This is a genomic window from Pontibacter saemangeumensis (assembly GCF_039541895.1).
In the GTDB taxonomy this organism is placed as follows: Bacteria; Bacteroidota; Bacteroidia; order Cytophagales; family Hymenobacteraceae; genus Pontibacter; species Pontibacter saemangeumensis.
Map to the genome: position 1 here is coordinate 111,584 of NZ_BAABHC010000011.1, position 16,533 is coordinate 128,116.

The window sequence follows — 16,533 nt, forward strand, 5'->3', positions numbered from 1 at the left end:
TAACTAAGCGGTGCCGGTTTCGTTATTTCCGAGAGGAACCATGTGCATTGCCAAAAGCAGCCACAGGGCGGCCTCCTGTAGATGGGGCTGCGGTTGCCAACATGCTAAAGAAAAAACTATGCTCGAAACGGACCTGTTATCCCTTAATATACCTGCCACCACCAAACCCCGCGTTGTCATCATCGGCGGGGGATTTGGCGGAATCAACCTGGCCAAGAAACTTGACAATGAGAAATTCCAGGTGGTGATGTTCGACAGGCAGAACTACCACGGGTTCTGGCCGCTGCTGTACCAGGTGGCCACGGCCGGTCTGGAGCCGGATGCCATTGCCGAGCCACTCCGCAAGATGTTCGGGAGCGATGATTACAAGGATTTCCACTTCCGGCTGGTGAAGGTGACGGGCATCAACCCTACCTCCAAAACCGTATCTACGCTCATCGGCGACCTGCCCTACGATTACCTGGTGGTGGCCACCGGCACCAAGTCGAACTACTTCGGCAACGACCAGATCAAGAAGTACTCCTTCCCGCTCAAACAGATCCCCGATGCCTTGAACCTGCGCAGCCAGCTGCTGCAGTCGTTTGAGCAGGCCAGCATGACGAAGAACGAGGAGATCAGGCAAAGCCTGCTCAACATCGTGATCGTGGGGGCCGGCCCGACGGGTGTCGAGCTGGCGGGGGCGCTGGCAGAGATGCGGCGGCACGTCCTCCCCACCGATTACCCGGGGCTGGACTTCAGCCAGATGAACATTTACCTGGTGGAGGGCCTTGACCGGGTGCTGCCGCCGATGTCGCCGGAGGCAAGCGCCAAAACCAAGAAGTACCTCGAGGAGATGGACATCTCCATTAAGCTAAACACGCTGGTGGAGTCGTATGACGGCAACGTGGCCACCCTGAAAGGAGGGGAACAGATCCGCACGCATACGCTGGTATGGGCAGCGGGGGTGGCCGGCGCGCTGATAGACGGCCTTCCGGCCGAATCTGTGGAGCGGGGCCGCATCCTGGTGAACCAGTTTAACCAGGTGCTGGGCTTCAGTGACATTTTTGCCATCGGCGATATCGCCTTCATGAAATCCGATGAGTTCCCGAAGGGGCACCCGGGGGTGGCGCAGCCGGCTATTCAGCAGGGGCAGCTACTATCCAAAAACCTGAACAGGCTGATCCGGAACGAGCAGCTGGAGCCCTTCAAGTACTTTGATAAAGGGTCGCTGGCCATTATCGGCCGCAGCCGTGCCGTGGCCGACCTGCCCGGCAACAGGCACATCAGCGGGTTTTTTGCCTGGCTGATCTGGCTTTTTGTGCATATCACCTACCTCGTGGGCTTCCGGAACAAGCTGGTGGTGCTCAGCAACTGGACCTACCGCCTCTTTACCTACGAGCGCGGCACCCGCCTGATCATCAGGCCTTTCGTGCGGAAAGGCGACCGGCAGCGGCGCAAGTTCTTCGACCAGTATAACACAGAGAGCTGAGCCAGGGGATATACCCTATATATAAAAAGCGCCTTCTGACCAGAGTCAGAAGGCGCTTTTTATATATAGGGCTGTAGGGTGCGCTTGCCTATTGTGCCGAGCTGCCGGCGCCGCTGCCGCTGGTGCGGCTGGTGGAGCGTTGCTGCTGCATCGGGTTGGGCTGCTGCTGCCTTTGCTGCTGGTATAGCTCGAAACGGGAAGGTGCCAGCTGGCGCGGGTAACTGTTGTCAGACAGGTCGGTGTCGGCGGTTTGCAGGTACGGGTCCAGCGCAAAGCTCACCACGGGCTTCTCCGTCACAAACACCTTCGTGATCTCGTCGTTGTTGTAGCGCCAGATCTCCGCCGGGATGTTCACCACTTCCTCGGCACCATCCTCATACGTCATTTTCACAACGAGCGGCATCACCAAACCGCCTTCGTTCCGGAAGCCCACTTCGTAGAAGTTGAGTCCTGCCTCCAGGGTCTTCTTCTGCTCCGCCGACAGGTTCTTCACAAAGCTCTGGTAGCGCTGCTGGTCGGCGGCCGTGGTGGCCAGCGGGTCGTAGGAGTTGTAGAAGTCCTTCAGCTCCGGCTTGCGCTCCACCAGCGTTTTGGAGATGTCCTGCAGGTTGCGCTGCTGCGAGAGTGTTTTCGGCTCGCTGTTGAGCTGCTCCCTTCGCTGCGCGTTCACCAGTTCCGGGTTCTGGGAGTCCACGGTATACCATTTCACGTCTGTCAGGGCGATGTCGGTGTGGTCGGTGGTATAGAACCAGCCTCTCCAGAACCAGTCGAGGTCCACGCCTGAGGCATCCTCCATGGTTCGGAAGAAGTCGGCGGGCATCGGGTGCTTGAAAGCCCAGCGGGTGGCGTACTCTTTAAAGGCGTAGTCGAACAGCTCGCGGCCCATGATGGTTTCGCGCAGTATGTTGAGGCCGGTGGCCGGCTTGCCGTAGGCGTTCGGGCCAAACTGCAGCACCGACTCCGAGTTGGTCATGATCGGCACCTGCGTGTTCTTGGCGCTTTTCATATACTCCACGATGTCCTTCGGCTCGCCGCGGCGCGAAGGGTAGTTGCGCTCCCACTCCTGCTCCGACAGGTACTGCATGAAGGTGTTCAGTCCCTCGTCCATCCACGTCCACTGCCGCTCGTCGGAGTTGATGATCATCGGGAAGAAGTTGTGGCCCACTTCGTGGATGATCACCGAGATAAGGCCGTACTTGGTGCGGTCAGTGTAGGTGCCGTCTTCCTCCGGGCGGTAGCCGTTGAAGGAAAGCATTGGGTACTCCATGCCGCCCACCGGGCCGTGCACCGATATGGCCACCGGGTAAGGGTAGTCGATGGTGCGCTTAGAGTAGGTTCTGAGCGTGTGGCCCACGGCCTCGGTCGAGTACTGGCCCCAGAGCGGGTTTGCCTCTTTAGGGTAGTACGACATGGCCAGCACCTTCTTGCCGCCCACGTTCACGTTCATCGCGTCCCAGATAAACTTTCGGGAGCTTGCCCAGGCAAAGTCACGCACGTTTTTGGCAGTATATACCCACGTTTTTTTATCTGTGGCCTTGGTTTTCTCGGCGTTGGTCGCCTCTTCCTGCGTCACGATCACCACGGGCTTCTCGCTTTTGGCGGCCTCTGCCCAGCGCTTCTGCTGCGTGGAGCTAAGCACCTGGCTGGCGTTCTGCAGCTCGCCGGTACCGGCCACCACGTGGTCGGCGGGCACTGTGATGCTCACTTTATAGTCGCCGAAGGGCAGCGCGAACTCCCCGCTGCCCAGGAACTGCTTGTGCTGCCAGCCGTTCACGTCGTCGTACACGGCCATGCGCGGGAACCACTGCGCGATCTCGTAGAGGTAGTTGTCGTCTTTGGGGAAATACTCGTAGCCGGAGCGGCCGCCCAGGGTTTTCTGGTTGTTGATGTTGTTCTTCCAGTCCACGTTAAACGTGAAGCTCTGGTTGGGCTTCAGCGGTGCGGGCAGGTCAATGCGCATCATGGTGTTGTTGATGGTGTGCTGCAGCGCCTTGCCGCCGCGGTCCGTCACCTTGCTGATCTTAAAGCCGCCGTCGAACTCCTCGCGGGTCAGGTACTCCACCGCCTGCAGCGTCATCTTGTCTTTCAGCTCCCCGGTCTTCGTCAGGTTGCTCATCGAGTTCGGCTCGAAGATGTTCTGGTCGAGCTGCACCCAGAGGTAGCTCAGCACATCGGGCGAGTTGTTGGTGTAGGTAATGGTCTCGGAGCCGGTCAGCGACTGGTTCTTGTCATCGAGCTCCACTTTGATGTTGTAATCGGCCTGTTGCTGCCAGTATTGGTGGCCGGGTGCGCCGGATGCCGTGCGGTAGGTATTAGGGGTTGGCAACTCTTGCCCCAGCTGGGCAAATTTGGTGTCCTGCGCCAGCGCCGTCAGCGGCCCTGCTGCCAGACCCATCAGCGCCAAACCTGCTAAAAGGTTTCTCATGAATCAGGTGTTTGGTAAGGTTATGTAATTTAAGGAGTAAGCTCAGGTATAAAGTTCAAATATAATTGTTTGAACGCTAAAATATATTAGTTTCCATCATCAAAACAAGGGCAACGCCCGCCGCCGCGCTCGACAGCACCATAATCCAGTCGCGCTTTTTGGCGTGGAACACGTTCAGCACCACCGCACCGATCAGCAGCAGTATCGCCACAATCAGCAGCTGCCCCAGCTCAATGCCGATGTTAAAGGCCAGCAGCTGCTGCCATATGCTGCCGTTGCGCCCCAGCATCGCCTTCAGGAAATTGGAGAAGCCCATGCCATGGATCAGGCCAAACAACACGGCCAGCAGGTTGTGCAGCGACAGGATAGTAGCCTGCTGGCCCGCAGCCCCCTTCAGTTTGAAGAAGTTGGTGACGCAGGTGAGCAGAATGGTGACCGGGATCAGGAACTCGACCAGGTTTGTGTCGAACCTGATGATGTTGAAGGTGGCGAGCGCCAGCGTGATGGAGTGGCCGATGGTGAAGGAGGTAACCAGCGCAATGACCTTGCGCCAGTCGCTGAGGGTGTAGATGGCGCTCAGGGCCACCAGGAACAGCATATGGTCGTAGGCTTTGAAATCGAAGATATGGTGGAAGCCCAACTGTATATAGGTCGAGAGAACAGAAGACACGGTTCGGGTCAGGTCAGGGTGATGCAGTTCAGGCAGGCAAATTAAGCCTTTGCCCACAGACTTGCAACTGCACAGGGCTTGCGCACTTGCTCCGGCCCGCTTTGTCCCCTGTGGTCTAAGGCGCTTTGCACCCAGCAGCGCCTTCCTATTGCTTCGGGGAGGGCTGTTCCGGTATGAGCCTATATAGACGATGAAAATAAGCGGGTGCTTTGATGGCAATACAACAATATTTCTTACTTTGAGTAGGCGTAACCCTATATAGGTAAAGGGGCATGCGCGTGCAGGCATGGGCGACCGGGGTTTTTATGTTGATAAACTGATTTCCGGGCCCCTTGATCATGCTTTGCCCGGCTCCTCAGCGATGCCCTGTTTTTGGCCGCTGCGTATGCTTTGGAGTGCTTTACCCGCTGCATGCGGCCACCGTATATAAACCACCAACCCAAGAACATGAAGCAATTCCGCAACCATACCCGGCGCAAGTTTGTACAAGTAGCAGCTGCAAGTGTGATGAGTTTTTCTGTGGCGCTCTCTGCCTGCAGCTCCAACACCTCAGAGACGGACGTGCCAGAAGAGGCAGCCACGGAGAATGAAGAAGCAACCGAGACAGCAAAAGAAGCGACATCTATGGTATATATAGGCACCTACGCCGACGCCGGCAGCGAGAGCATCTTTTTATATCAGCTGAACCACGAGACCGGGGAGCTGACCCGCGTGAGCGGCTTCAGGGCTGGCGCGAACCCTTCGTTCCTGACCCTGGACGAGCCCCGCAAACATCTATATGCCGTAAACGAAATCGGCAATTACGAGGGGCAGGAAAGCGGGGCAGTTAGTGCCTTCTCCGTAGACCCGCAAAACGGCAACCTGACGCTGATGAACCGAAAGGCTTCCATGGGGGGCTCCCCCTGTTATATATCCCTCGGGGAGGGCGGCAAAACCGTGCTGGTGGCCAACTACTCGGGCGGCAACGTGGCCGCCTTCCCGATAAAGGACAACGGGCAGTTGGAGAGCGCCGCTGACGTGGAACAGCACGAGGGCACCGGCCCCAACGAAGACCGCCAGGAAGCTGCCCACGCCCACTACATAGCCCCCAGCCCGGACAACCAGTATGTGTACGCTGTTGACTTAGGGGTAGACAAAATCTACAGCTACCGCCTCGACTCCGGCACCGGCGCGCTGACGCCGGCCGAGCCGGCCGTAGCCTTCGTTGCCAGCCCCGGTGCCGGCCCGCGCCAGATGGCTTTTCACCCGGGCGGGAAATATGCCTATGTGATCAACGAGCTCAACTCCACCATGACGGCCCTTGCCTATGACAGCGGCAACGGCACGTTTACAGAGGTGCAGACCCTGCCTACCGTCCCCGCTGACATTACGGAAAACAACTATCCTGCCGCTGTCAGGGTATCGCCGGACGGGAAATTCCTCTATGGGTCCAACCGCGGGCACAACAGCATCGTGGTCTACAGCCTTGATGACAGCACCGGCAACATGACGTATGTGGAGAATGTGCCCTGCGGCGGCGACTGGCCCCGTGACATGACCATTGACCTGAGCGGAAACCTGCTGCTGGTGGCCAACGAGCGCTCGAACAGCATCGTCGCCTTCAAAAGAGACAAGGCAACCGGCAAACTGACAGCCACGGGCCATACTTCCGAGGTAAGCAAGCCGGTGTGCCTGCAGGTGGTGCCGGACTTTGAGTAAGTTGCGTGTCCGAATCCTGAGCATCTTGGGCAAAGCGCCAGCCGGAGTGGCTGGTTTACTCTTCTCTATACCTTACAAGTTTAACTCACTCGTATTGAGGAGCAGGTTGCAAAGCATATTTTTGTAAACTACTCCGTGCGTTCTGGTAAGTAATTGGGTTGCCCTGTATGTTGATTTTCTTTTTGCCGCTACCTACCAGTGTACCGATGCCAATTCCCGGGAGTAGCAACAATGTGCTACCTATAAGTGCTTTATCTTCGGCACTAAATGCAAAGAAAGTGCCTTCATCATCACCGTCAGCAAAACCTATAATCGCGCCGGTAGCTACACCAATTAAGGCGCCAAAAAGCGCCCCGCGGCCCGGGCGGCCCTTTGACCTGAACCTGATTTCTTTGATAGCTGTCGCCGGAATGGATATGGGTGTCTGAGTAGCTGTGAGAGGAAGGTTGTACCTTTTTGCGTTCGGCAGTACCTGTATTGTTGAATCGCTGGTGCTAAGCAGTACTCCTTTATATACTGGAGTAGGCCCCTCAAAATACACCCAGCATCTGTACATGGTCTTTTGTTTATCCGGGCTCTGTGCCTGCACAGCTGTGCAGGAGTTAAGGAGTAGTAAGCAACTGGCTGATAATAAAAAAATTGCGGTATTTCTCATACAGCCTTTTCTTCAGAGATGGTTGATTCGATGGTTTAACGAGCTACAGAATAGCAACTTTATGGGTGTTATACGATTATAATATTTATTTGTATGATAATAAGAGCGGTCGGATTATTAAATTGTAGCGTATAGTAAGGTTTGTACACGGGTGGGCTTACAGGAACCACATATTATTCGGGTCCAGGCAGTTCCTTATAAGACAGGTTAGCAAGAGCCTGTTGAAGTGGATATTACTCTAACGCATTGACTTTATCCTTTAGAGCAAACCTTTATATATACTTTCCTTATAGTGACATAGAAAGTATCAAGGTACAGATGGTATATAAACACAACTACTCCTCTAAGTTGAAACAGCCCCTGAAGGTGGCTTTGGCGGGCCTGACGCACGACCACGTGCAGGGAGCCCTCGACCGGCTGGCAGAGGCGGATGTGCTGGTAGTAGGGATTGCGGAAGAGAACCAGGAACTGGTTAACCGCTACCGACGGCTCTACCAGTTGCCGGAAGCGCTGTTCTACAAAAGCCTGCCCGCGCTCCTGGAATATGAAAAACCGGATGCGGTGCTGGCCTACAATGCCATCTCCGAACATATAGAAGTGGTGGAAGCCTGCGCCCCGCTGGGCGTGCATGTGATGGTGGAGAAGCCCCTGGCAACCACCCTGAAAGACGCGGAACGCATGGCAGCGCTGGCACGCCGGCACCAGGTTCACCTGCTCACCAACTACGAGACCACCTGGTACCCGAGCAACCAGCAACTATATATCATGGCGGCGCATCAGATAGCCGTAGGTGAAATCAGGAAAATGGCGGTGCACGACGGCAACATCGGGCCCAGGGAGCTCGGCTGCTCCAAGGAGTTTCTGGACTGGCTGACAGACCCGGTCAGGAACGGGGGCGGGGCGATCATGGATTTCGGCTGCTACGGCGCTAACCTGATGACGTGGCTGATGCAGGGGAAGGAGCCGATCGCCGTGACGGCCGTCACCCGCCAGCTAAAGCCGGCTATATACCCCAGGGTAGATGACGACGCTGTTATTGTGCTGGAGTACCCGCAGGCCACGGGCATCATCGAAGCCTCCTGGAACTGGCCCTTCAATATAAAAGACCTCGAGATCTTCGGCCAGACCGGCTACCTGCAGGCAGTGAACGGGAACACGCTGCGCACCACAAAGGAAGCCGGCGGGGCCTTTCACCTATACCATGTGGAGCCGCTGGCCACCCCATACCAGGACCCTATATCCTACCTCGCCGCCGTGGTGAAAGGCGATATCGAACCAACGCAGGACCTGTCGTCGCTGGAGAACAACCTGACAGTGGTGAAGATCCTGGACGCTGCCCGGCAGTCGGCGCGGAGCGGGAAGCGGGTGGCGCTGACATGATATATGGCCAACTTGCCTGAACCTCTTTCCATCGTTAAACCTCTCTTTATATAGAAGAGTATAGAAGAGCTTTATTACGAGCAGGAGCTTTTACGATGGGAGGCTTAAGTATGATATGATACAAATTCGTGCTAAAAGCCCGCCAGATTATCAAGGCCTGCGACAACTGCTGCCAGAGACCCAGCCACTTGCAGGAGCTGCCCACGCCTCATATTTTTTAGATTGGCCGCAGCGTGGATTTCCCATAAGCATAACCCACCAGAAGCTGTGCCCATATATAAATTAGCCCACGAGCTAAATAGGAGGACAAGCAAATAAACCGGAAGACCTCGCGTTGTCCGAAGGTCCCGCGAGCGTCTGAACCACGAAGCTGCAGCCTATCCCGCCTTACATGCGCGGCCGTCAGGCTTAGGGAACCAGCACGGGGTTGGGTATATATGGCTATTGTAGCGGCGGCATATAAAACAAAAAGGCCACCCAACCGGGTGGCCTTTTCTACAACTAAACGCTAAACTTACTCTTCTCCCGTGGGTATGACCACATCCACGTTGTTGAACCGGATCTTCCCTTTTTCCAGCACGGCCTCTACCACGGAGTCCTTGCTGATCTTTCCGGACAGGATCTCCTTTGACAGCTCATTCAGCACCTGGCGCTGGATCACGCGCTTCAGCGGACGCGCACCGAACTGCGGATCGTAGCCCTGCTCTCCCAGGTAATCAAGCACCTCGTCGGTGGCAATGAGCTGGATGCCGGATTCTTCCAGTCGCTCCTGTATATGGCGGAACTGGATGTTGACAATCTTTCTGATGTCGCCACGGCTCAGCGGACGGAACATCACCAGCTCGTCGATCCGGTTCAGGAACTCCGGTCTCACCGACTTTTTCAGCAGCTCGAACACTTCATCCTTGGTGCGCTCAATCACCTCGTCGTGGTTAGACTCATCCATTGTCTCAAAATTACTCTGAATGATGTGTGAGCCGATGTTTGAGGTCATGATGATGATGGTGTTCTTGAAGTTCACCACGCGGCCTTTGCTGTCTGTCAGGCGGCCATCGTCGAGCACCTGCAGCAGGATGTTGAACACATCCGGGTGCGCCTTCTCAATCTCATCCAGCAGCACCACGGAGTATGGCTTGCGGCGCACGGCCTCCGTCAGCTGGCCGCCTTCATCATAACCCACGTATCCCGGAGGCGCGCCGACCATGCGGCTTACGGCATGCCGCTCCTGGTACTCGCTCATGTCGATGCGCACCATCGCGTTCTCGTCGTTGAACAGGTAATCGGCCAGCGCTTTGGCGAGCTCCGTTTTACCGACACCCGTGGTACCCAGGAAAATGAACGAGCCGATCGGGCGTTTCGGGTCCTGCATGCCGGCACGGCTTCGGCGCACGGCGTCAGAGATGGCCTCAATGGCTTCTTCCTGCCCGGCCACGCGCCTGCCCAGCTCCTGCTCCAGGTGCAACAGCTTCTCGCGGTCGCTCTGCAGCATCTTGCTCACCGGGATGCCGGTCCACTTGGCCACGATCTCGGCAATGTCTTCGGCGTTCACTTCCTCCTTCAGCATCGGGTTCTCGCCCTGCATTTCGCGTACCTGGTCCTGCAGTTGCTTCAGCTTGGCCTCGGCCTCCTGAATCTTGCCGTAGCGCAATTCCGCCACGCGGCCGTAATCCCCGCTACGCTCAGCCTGGTCGGCCTCGAGTTTGTACTGCTCAATGTTCTCTTTCTCTTTCTGCAGCCCTTCAATGATCTGTTTCTCGTTTTGCCACTTCGCTTTCAGGTCATCGCGCTTGCCGGAAAGCTCTGCGATTTCCTTGGATAGTATCGTTTCCTTGTCTTTGTCGTTTTCACGGCGGATCGCCTCGCGCTCTATCTCCAGCTGCATGATGCGGCGCTGCAGTTCGTCCAGCTCCACCGGCAGCGAGTCTATCTCGATGCGCAGTTTCGAGGCCGCTTCGTCCATCAGGTCAATGGCCTTGTCCGGCAGGAAACGATCGGTAATGTAACGGTTAGAGAGCTCCACAGCAGCGATGATGGCATCGTCCTTGATGCGCACCCCGTGGTGCACCTCGTACTTGTCTTTGATGCCGCGCAGGATGGATATGGCATCCGGCACGTTCGGCTCGTCCACCATCACCGCCTGAAAACGTCGCTCCAGCGCCTTGTCTTTCTCGATGTACTTCTGGTACTCTTTCAGCGTGGTGGCGCCGATGGCATGTAGCTCGCCCCGCGCCAGGGCAGGCTTCAGCAGGTTGGCCGCGTCCATGGCGCTCTCGCCGCCGGCACCCGCGCCAATCAGGGTATGGATTTCGTCAATAAAGAGAACAATCTGGCCTTCCGCGTCCACCACTTCCTTGATCACCGCTTTCAGGCGCTCCTCAAACTCGCCCTTATACTTGGCGCCTGCCACCAGCAGGCCCATGTCCAGGCTCATCAGCGTCTTCGATTTCAAGTTCTCCGGCACGTCGCCCGCCACGATACGCTGCGCCAGTCCCTCCACGATGGCGGTTTTACCCACGCCTGGCTCTCCCAGCAACACGGGGTTGTTCTTGGTGCGCCGGCTCAGGATCTGCAGCACGCGCCGAATCTCTTCGTCGCGGCCGATCACCGGGTCTATCTTACCAGCGCGGGCCAGCTCGTTCAGGTCCTTGGCGTAGCGCTTCAGCGAGTTGTATTTGGCCTCCGCGTTCTGGTCGGTCACCTTGGTGCCGCCGCGCAGTTCCTTAATGGCCTTCTTCAGGTCTTTCTCATTGAACCCGACGTCCTTCATCAGGCCGGCAACTTTGTCGCGGCCCGCCAGCAGGCCCAGCAGCATGTGCTCGATGGCGACATACTCATCCCCAAACTCTTTCAGGTAAGAAGTGGCTTTTTGCAGCGCCGCATTGGCATCATTTGCGAGATAGGGACCGCCACCTCCGGTTACCTTCGGATAACCGGCTACAATATCGTCTAACTTGCTGTTGAGAATATTGCCGTTGATGTTCAGCTTCTGTAGCAGGAAGGTGGTCACGTTCTCGTCTGTCTGGAGAATCGCTTTTAGTATATGCCCAGTCTCAATCGCCTGCTGCTGATTGCCGCCCGCTATCTCCGTGGCCTTTTGGATGGCCTCCTGCGCTTTGATGGTATAATTGTTAAAATTCATGTCTTTGTTTGTTTCCTTTGGTTCAGTCTAATTTCTACGAGCAGTATAGCAAAGGGTACACCAATGGTATTTTGAGGTATATATAATGTAATTATGTCAGGTTTTGGCAACATTGTATTTTACTAAGGAGACAGTATGGCAGGTACCTGCTGGTTAAAGCACCTCACTCTTGAACACCGCCGCGTAATGATCCGCTAGCCTTGTCGGCTCAGGCAGTTTGTACCTTGTGGCGCAGGCCAGAGCAATCTCAGTGGCAGACTCCAGGTCCATCAGGTGTCCGGGCGATATGAACACCGGCTTCACGTTGTCCTTGGTGCGGAGTATGTTGGCGATTACCTCCTCTTTATATATAAGCGGCGCCACGGAGCCTTTGGCCGCATCCGGTTCGGTATACTTGCCCACCAGTACCTTCTTGGCCACGCCCATGGTGGGTTTGTTCAGGTGCAGGCCCAGGTGGGTGGCAATGCCCAGGCGGCGCGGGTGTGATATGCCGTGCCCGTCTACCATGATCAGGTCGGGCTTCTGCTGCAGTTTCTCATAGGCTTTCAGCAGGTTGGGCGCTTCCCGGAAAGCCAGGAAGCCGGGGATATAGGGCAACTCCACTGGCCCGTGGTGCCAGACTTTCTCCAGCACTTCCAAACCGGGGTAAGACAACAGCACAAACGCTGACAATATCGTGTCCTCCCCGATAAAGGAGGAGTCGCAGCCCGCAATCAGCTTCAACTCGAAATCAGGTTTCTGGAGGATGATCCGCTGCTGCATCTGCCGCTGCTGCTCTGTAAGCGCCTGCAGCACCTTCGGGTCTGGTGGAGGCGTGTCGAAATTTCTATAATAGGCCATGTTTTGAATTACGAATTATGAGTTACAACAGACATGGTTTACGACTAACACGGTGCTGTAGCAGTTTATATTCAGGTATTCAAATGCAGGTATTCAAATGCAGGTATTCAAGATTCCTATCCACCCCTCTTCCCAATCACTCCTCCAAAATTAAAGTCAAGCGCTGCAGGGATATATGAGCTTTGCAAAAAGCAGCCGCCACTGTTGGTCTACAAACCCGAAATGGAATTCGAAGGAGGTATTGGTGTGCAGCACCGAGCGCCGGACCAGCGGAAGCGTGGCTTTGATCTGCCCGATCTGAGATGGGGTGAGGTTGGCGTAGTCCCAGTAGCCGCTTCTTCGGAACTTATCGGACTTCCAGACAAAGCAACCGTCTTTGCTGTATCCGGTTTCTCCGGCCTCATAATTCATGTCAGCACAGTCGAATGTCGGGAATGGCTCCTCCGATAGATCGCACTGCTTCACCTCTTCTGCAACAGTAAAAAAAGCGCGATCCTGATATTCTCTCTTGAATGCGCTGATATCATGCACATGTGTCATTTTGGGCAAGGCCCCCGGCTGCTCTATCAGCCAGATGCCCAGTTCCGGGTGGATGAACCGGTTCAGCGCTGCTGTGTCCGCAGCCTGTAATGCCGTGAAAAACCGCCTGAAGGCAGCCCGGAAGTCAGTGGTGTCATTCCGCACCGGTTCCTCCTGTACGGTCTCCGGCGAGTCCGCTCCGCCGCTTTTTGAGGTGATGCCGGAGCCGGGGGATTGCCGCTTTTCGGATGTGCAGGAACACAGCAAAAGCGCAAGCAGCAGGAGGTGGAAGAGGTGATGTAGCATGCTCATATAGAAGTGGATACAGAAAGTACGCAGGAAAATGCGGCGGGTGTCGCCGTTCCTCAACTTTGAAGGAGGGTGGTCGTAAATTAAAGAGTAGCTGTATGCAAAACGGCTGTTCCATCTTATATACTGAAGCTATGGCAAACTACAAATTCAACGACACTGTCAGAATCGATGTGCAGGGCGTGTCACTGATCGGAGACCTTGCGATTCCGGAGGGGGCGAAGGGGTTGGTGATTTTTGCGCATGGCAGTGGCAGCAGCCGTCTCAGCAAGCGCAACCGCTTCGTGGCCGAACACCTGCAGCGCTCCGGCTTCGGCACGCTGCTCTTCGACCTGCTGACGGAGGAGGAGGACAGGGACACCAGGAGCCGCTTCGACATACCAAAACTTACCCGGCGCCTGATTGACACCACTTACTGGATAGAGCGAGACCCCAGGACGCAGGATATGAACATCGGCTTTTTCGGGGCCAGCACCGGAGCGGCCGCTGCCATCGGTGCCGCCGCCGCCGAGGGCCCGGATATCGTTAAGGCCGTGGTGAGCCGCGGTGGCCGCCCCGACCTGGCAGATGCCGTGCTGCCGGACCTGCAGGTGCCCACCCTGCTGATCGTGGGCGGCAGGGACGAAAGTGTGCTGGAAATGAACATACAGGCCCAGAACCAGATGCAATGCATCAAGGATGTGGAGATCGTGCCGGATGCCACGCACCTTTTCGAGGAGCCCGGTGCGCTGGAGATGGTCGCGCAGCTGGCCACTGACTGGTTCCGGAAGTACCTCGCACCCGACAAGCAGCAGCCCCTGCATCAAAACCGGCCGTAGGGGTGGGTTCGCATATGTGATCGGGCAGATGAAACACGGGGAGTATTGGGTCGGGAAGCCGAGAGCATATAACCTGAAACCAGCGCGCGCCTTCATGCCGGTATATATATGCCCAGCGTTTATATATAGCCAGCCACTCATTCGGATATATAGGCACCGCTGACGGGGGGACAGTCGCCTGTTTCAGCTCCACGCACTTAACGCAAGACAAAACCATGAACTATAACCTTATTCGAAACAGGAAAGTAGCTGCCTGGCTGCTGGCGGAGCGGCTGGAAAAGTACCGGGGCGAACCGGGTGTCGTGCTGGCCATCCCGCGTGGCGGTGTGCCCGTGGCGGCGCCCATCGCCAAACACCTGGGCATGCCGCTGGAGGTTACGCTTTCCAAGAAGATAGGCCACCCGGCTAACCCGGAGTTTGCCATTGGCTCCGTCAGCCTCGACTCGGTGCTGGTAGACGAGCGGGCGGATGTGCCCGAGGAGTACATCGCGGCCGAGGTGAAACGCATCCGGGAGGGCCTGCGCCAGAAGTACAGCCTCTATATGGGGAAGCGCGAGCACGTGCCGCTTCGGGACAAGGTGGTGATACTGGTGGACGACGGCATTGCCACTGGTAAAACCCTGCTGGCCACCATAGAGCTGGTAAAGAAAGAGCAGCCGCGCGCAATTGTGGTGGCCGTGCCGGTGGCGTCTCCTTCCGCCTACGATACCATCAGCAGCCTGGTGGATGAGGTGGTGTGCCTGCTGGTGCCGATGAGCTTTCAGGCGGTGGGGCAGTTTTACGAGGAGTTCTCGCAGGTAAGCGATGAACTGGTGATTAAACTGCTGCAGGACCAGGAGAGCTCCAAGGCTTAAGACGATGTTTGGTCCGCATTTTCTTCAGTGTCATCTTGATCTTGGAAGTGGGAAAGGCCTTTTACTTCCGCCACATGTATTTCGACCCTGTCCCTTATATCCTCGAGGCGGAGCTAAGTTTTTCGCTGGTGCTGCAAAGCCGCCACGGTCAATAGCTGCTCTCCTTTCAGGGATTTATATATAATCTTATACCATTATCAACTGAATACTGCGCACGCAGCTGTTCTATAGAACCCACCCCTGCCCCTCCGAGGAGGGGAGTTTGCAGACAGGCAAATTGCAATGCGCATGAACCAACTGATAGTGGTATTATATATAAAAGGCTGTCTGACAAAGTGAAATCGCTACTCCTCCAATACAAACTTACCCTCCAGCTGCCGGCCTTCCGAGTGAACCTTCACCAGATAGAGGCCCGCCCCTTGCAGGTCATGCACCTTTACATGTTCAACCAGGCTACCTCCACTGCTAACCCGCTTCCTGAATTCCTTCACCAGTTGCCCCGAGGAAGTGAAAACCTTTATCCCGACTTCTGAACCGGGCTGATGGTGCTGTAAGTGCACGGTGACGTGTCGCCCGCCGCCGCTGCTGGTCGGGTATACCTGCAGTTTTTGGTTTTGCAACTCCCTTTCCGCAAACACCACCTTCGAATAACTGTCGCCGCCATCCCCGTCCACCTGCTTCAGCCTGTAATAGAGCGCTCCGGCTGTGGCCGTGGTGTCCTCGAAACTATATGTTCGGGGTATATGGGAGGTGCCTGCCCCGCTTACCCGGCCTAGAGGTGCGAAATCGGCAGCATCCTTGGAGCGTTGTACTTCGAAATAAGCGTTGTCGTCTTCCGAGGCTGTATGCCAGGTGAGTTGTATCGATCCCTGAGAAGTGCTCCTGGCACTGAAAGAGGTGAGTTCTACGGGAAAGGGGGTGATGGCAGGTTCGATGGCGGCGAACCACTTCTGCGCCATTTTCAGTTCTCCGCTCGCGTTCGGGTGTATGCCGTCGTGGGTGTCTGCCCCGGTGGTAGCATTGAAGCCTGCGTACTGGTCGACAAGTATCACCGGCGACGCAGCGGAGTTCATCTGCTGCACGAATCCCGGGATCCTGTCATTCAGCTCCTGAATGTTGCCTGCCGCCCAGGGGCCTGCTACCTGCTCGTAGGCCGGAATGAGCTTCGCCACATAGAACGTGGTGGCGGGGTTCTTCCCCCGGATCAGCTTTATTACCTCTTTCAACTCGTTGATTGTTTCCTGGTAACACGCGCGCCTCGGAGACTCGGCCGTGCCGCACTGCCTGAACATGTCGTTGGTGCCGAGGTGGAGCAGCACAATGTCCGGGGTATAGCCTTGCAGCCACGCCGCCAGGTTGCCCTTCCCGTCCCTTCCGTCCAGGATTTCATCCGCGCTCCAGCCCCAGTGCCCTTCATTCCGGTTCGTGTAGGTCTTTCCGTTATATACAGTACCCTGCACCGGGGATAAACCTCCTTCATTCACATCATGCGAGCCGACCAATTCTACGTCTATTTGCGCATCCACCAGCATTTTCCAGAGCTCATAGCGGTAGCCCGGGTGCGTCGCGTTTCCCTGTGTGATAGAGTTCCCCAAAACCATCAGCTTGTATTGTGCGATGGAAGGAGTGGCGGTGGTGGCAAAGAAGAATACCAGCAGGTAGCGAAACAGGTAAAAGTTGATGAAAGCGTAAAGTTGTAACATATAGGTAGTTATATATAGGTGTTTAACCTCTGCAAGAGAAAGTATTTTAAGTGCT

General features: G+C 56.2%; 12 protein-coding genes. 5 read left to right on the forward strand and 7 right to left on the reverse strand.

The genetic code is table 11. The features are described from left to right. Window positions 1-118 precede the first annotated feature (118 nt). The gene (locus ABD920_RS10420; RefSeq protein WP_345158835.1) at window positions 119-1,468 is read left to right on the forward strand and encodes an NAD(P)/FAD-dependent oxidoreductase; all 1,350 of its coding nucleotides are present in this window, start codon (window positions 119-121) and stop codon (window positions 1,466-1,468) included. Window positions 1,469-1,556: 88 nt separating this feature from the next. Here ABD920_RS10420 and ABD920_RS10425 read toward each other — a convergent pair whose 3' ends face one another. Next, complete coding sequence (locus tag ABD920_RS10425) at window positions 1,557-3,893, reverse strand: M1 family metallopeptidase (RefSeq protein ID WP_345158836.1); 2,337 nt, start codon at window positions 3,891-3,893, stop codon at window positions 1,557-1,559. 76 nt (window positions 3,894-3,969) lie between these two features. Further along, window positions 3,970-4,563 carry a HupE/UreJ family protein gene (locus ABD920_RS10430; protein WP_425568604.1) on the reverse strand — a complete coding sequence of 198 codons (594 nt, stop codon included), beginning with the start codon at window positions 4,561-4,563 and terminating at the stop codon, window positions 3,970-3,972. Between the two features lie 447 nt (window positions 4,564-5,010). On the opposite strand from ABD920_RS10430, the gene ABD920_RS10435 reads away from it, so the two are divergent. Beyond that, window positions 5,011-6,261, forward strand: a complete 1,251-nt coding sequence (locus ABD920_RS10435) for a lactonase family protein (RefSeq protein ID WP_345158838.1) — start codon at window positions 5,011-5,013, stop codon at window positions 6,259-6,261. An 85-nt stretch (window positions 6,262-6,346) separates the two neighbouring features. On the opposite strand, the gene ABD920_RS10440 is transcribed toward ABD920_RS10435, so the two are convergent. Then, complete coding sequence (locus ABD920_RS10440; RefSeq protein WP_345158839.1) at window positions 6,347-6,916, reverse strand: hypothetical protein; 570 nt, start codon at window positions 6,914-6,916, stop codon at window positions 6,347-6,349. A gap of 318 nt (window positions 6,917-7,234) precedes the next feature. Here ABD920_RS10440 and ABD920_RS10445 point away from each other — a divergent pair, with 318 nt between their 5' ends. After that, window positions 7,235-8,296, forward strand: a complete 1,062-nt coding sequence (locus ABD920_RS10445; RefSeq protein WP_345158840.1) for a Gfo/Idh/MocA family protein — start codon at window positions 7,235-7,237, stop codon at window positions 8,294-8,296. Between the two features lie 514 nt (window positions 8,297-8,810). On the opposite strand, the gene clpB is transcribed toward ABD920_RS10445, so the two are convergent. The 3 genes from clpB to ABD920_RS10460 form a co-directional block, all read right to left on the reverse strand. Then, window positions 8,811-11,435, reverse strand: a complete 2,625-nt coding sequence (gene clpB / locus ABD920_RS10450) for an ATP-dependent chaperone ClpB (RefSeq protein ID WP_345158841.1) — start codon at window positions 11,433-11,435, stop codon at window positions 8,811-8,813. Window positions 11,436-11,588: 153 nt separating this feature from the next. After that, the gene (nfi, locus tag ABD920_RS10455) at window positions 11,589-12,275 is read right to left on the reverse strand and encodes a deoxyribonuclease V (protein WP_345158842.1); all 687 of its coding nucleotides are present in this window, start codon (window positions 12,273-12,275) and stop codon (window positions 11,589-11,591) included. Window positions 12,276-12,431: 156 nt separating this feature from the next. Further along, on the reverse strand, window positions 12,432-13,106 hold the full coding sequence (locus ABD920_RS10460) for a hypothetical protein (RefSeq protein WP_345158843.1): 675 nt from the start codon (window positions 13,104-13,106) through the stop codon (window positions 12,432-12,434). Between the two features lie 131 nt (window positions 13,107-13,237). Here ABD920_RS10460 and ABD920_RS10465 point away from each other — a divergent pair, with 131 nt between their 5' ends. Further along, window positions 13,238-13,921 carry a dienelactone hydrolase family protein gene (locus ABD920_RS10465; protein WP_345158844.1) on the forward strand — a complete coding sequence of 228 codons (684 nt, stop codon included), beginning with the start codon at window positions 13,238-13,240 and terminating at the stop codon, window positions 13,919-13,921. Between the two features lie 215 nt (window positions 13,922-14,136). Next, window positions 14,137-14,775, forward strand: coding sequence for a phosphoribosyltransferase (locus ABD920_RS10470; protein WP_345158846.1), 639 nt, complete (start codon window positions 14,137-14,139; stop codon window positions 14,773-14,775). A gap of 344 nt (window positions 14,776-15,119) precedes the next feature. Here ABD920_RS10470 and ABD920_RS10475 read toward each other — a convergent pair whose 3' ends face one another. Beyond that, window positions 15,120-16,478 carry a GDSL-type esterase/lipase family protein gene (locus ABD920_RS10475; protein WP_345158848.1) on the reverse strand — a complete coding sequence of 453 codons (1,359 nt, stop codon included), beginning with the start codon at window positions 16,476-16,478 and terminating at the stop codon, window positions 15,120-15,122. Window positions 16,479-16,533 lie beyond the last annotated feature (55 nt).

Bases quoted from the DNA above. Each gene is read 5' to 3' on its own strand.
- ABD920_RS10420 (WP_345158835.1), top strand. From the start codon at position 119: ATGCTCGAAACGGACCTGTTATCCCTTAATATACCTGCCACCACCAAA.
- ABD920_RS10425 (WP_345158836.1), bottom strand. From the start codon at position 3,893: ATGAGAAACCTTTTAGCAGGTTTGGCGCTGATGGGTCTGGCAGCAGGG.
- ABD920_RS10435 (WP_345158838.1), top strand. From the start codon at position 5,011: ATGAAGCAATTCCGCAACCATACCCGGCGCAAGTTTGTACAAGTAGCA.
- ABD920_RS10440 (WP_345158839.1), bottom strand. From the start codon at position 6,916: ATGAGAAATACCGCAATTTTTTTATTATCAGCCAGTTGCTTACTACTC.
- ABD920_RS10445 (WP_345158840.1), top strand. From the start codon at position 7,235: ATGGTATATAAACACAACTACTCCTCTAAGTTGAAACAGCCCCTGAAG.
- clpB (WP_345158841.1), bottom strand. From the start codon at position 11,435: ATGAATTTTAACAATTATACCATCAAAGCGCAGGAGGCCATCCAAAAG.
- nfi (WP_345158842.1), bottom strand. From the start codon at position 12,275: ATGGCCTATTATAGAAATTTCGACACGCCTCCACCAGACCCGAAGGTG.
- ABD920_RS10460 (WP_345158843.1), bottom strand. From the start codon at position 13,106: ATGAGCATGCTACATCACCTCTTCCACCTCCTGCTGCTTGCGCTTTTG.
- ABD920_RS10465 (WP_345158844.1), top strand. From the start codon at position 13,238: ATGGCAAACTACAAATTCAACGACACTGTCAGAATCGATGTGCAGGGC.
- ABD920_RS10470 (WP_345158846.1), top strand. From the start codon at position 14,137: ATGAACTATAACCTTATTCGAAACAGGAAAGTAGCTGCCTGGCTGCTG.
- ABD920_RS10475 (WP_345158848.1), bottom strand. From the start codon at position 16,478: ATGTTACAACTTTACGCTTTCATCAACTTTTACCTGTTTCGCTACCTG.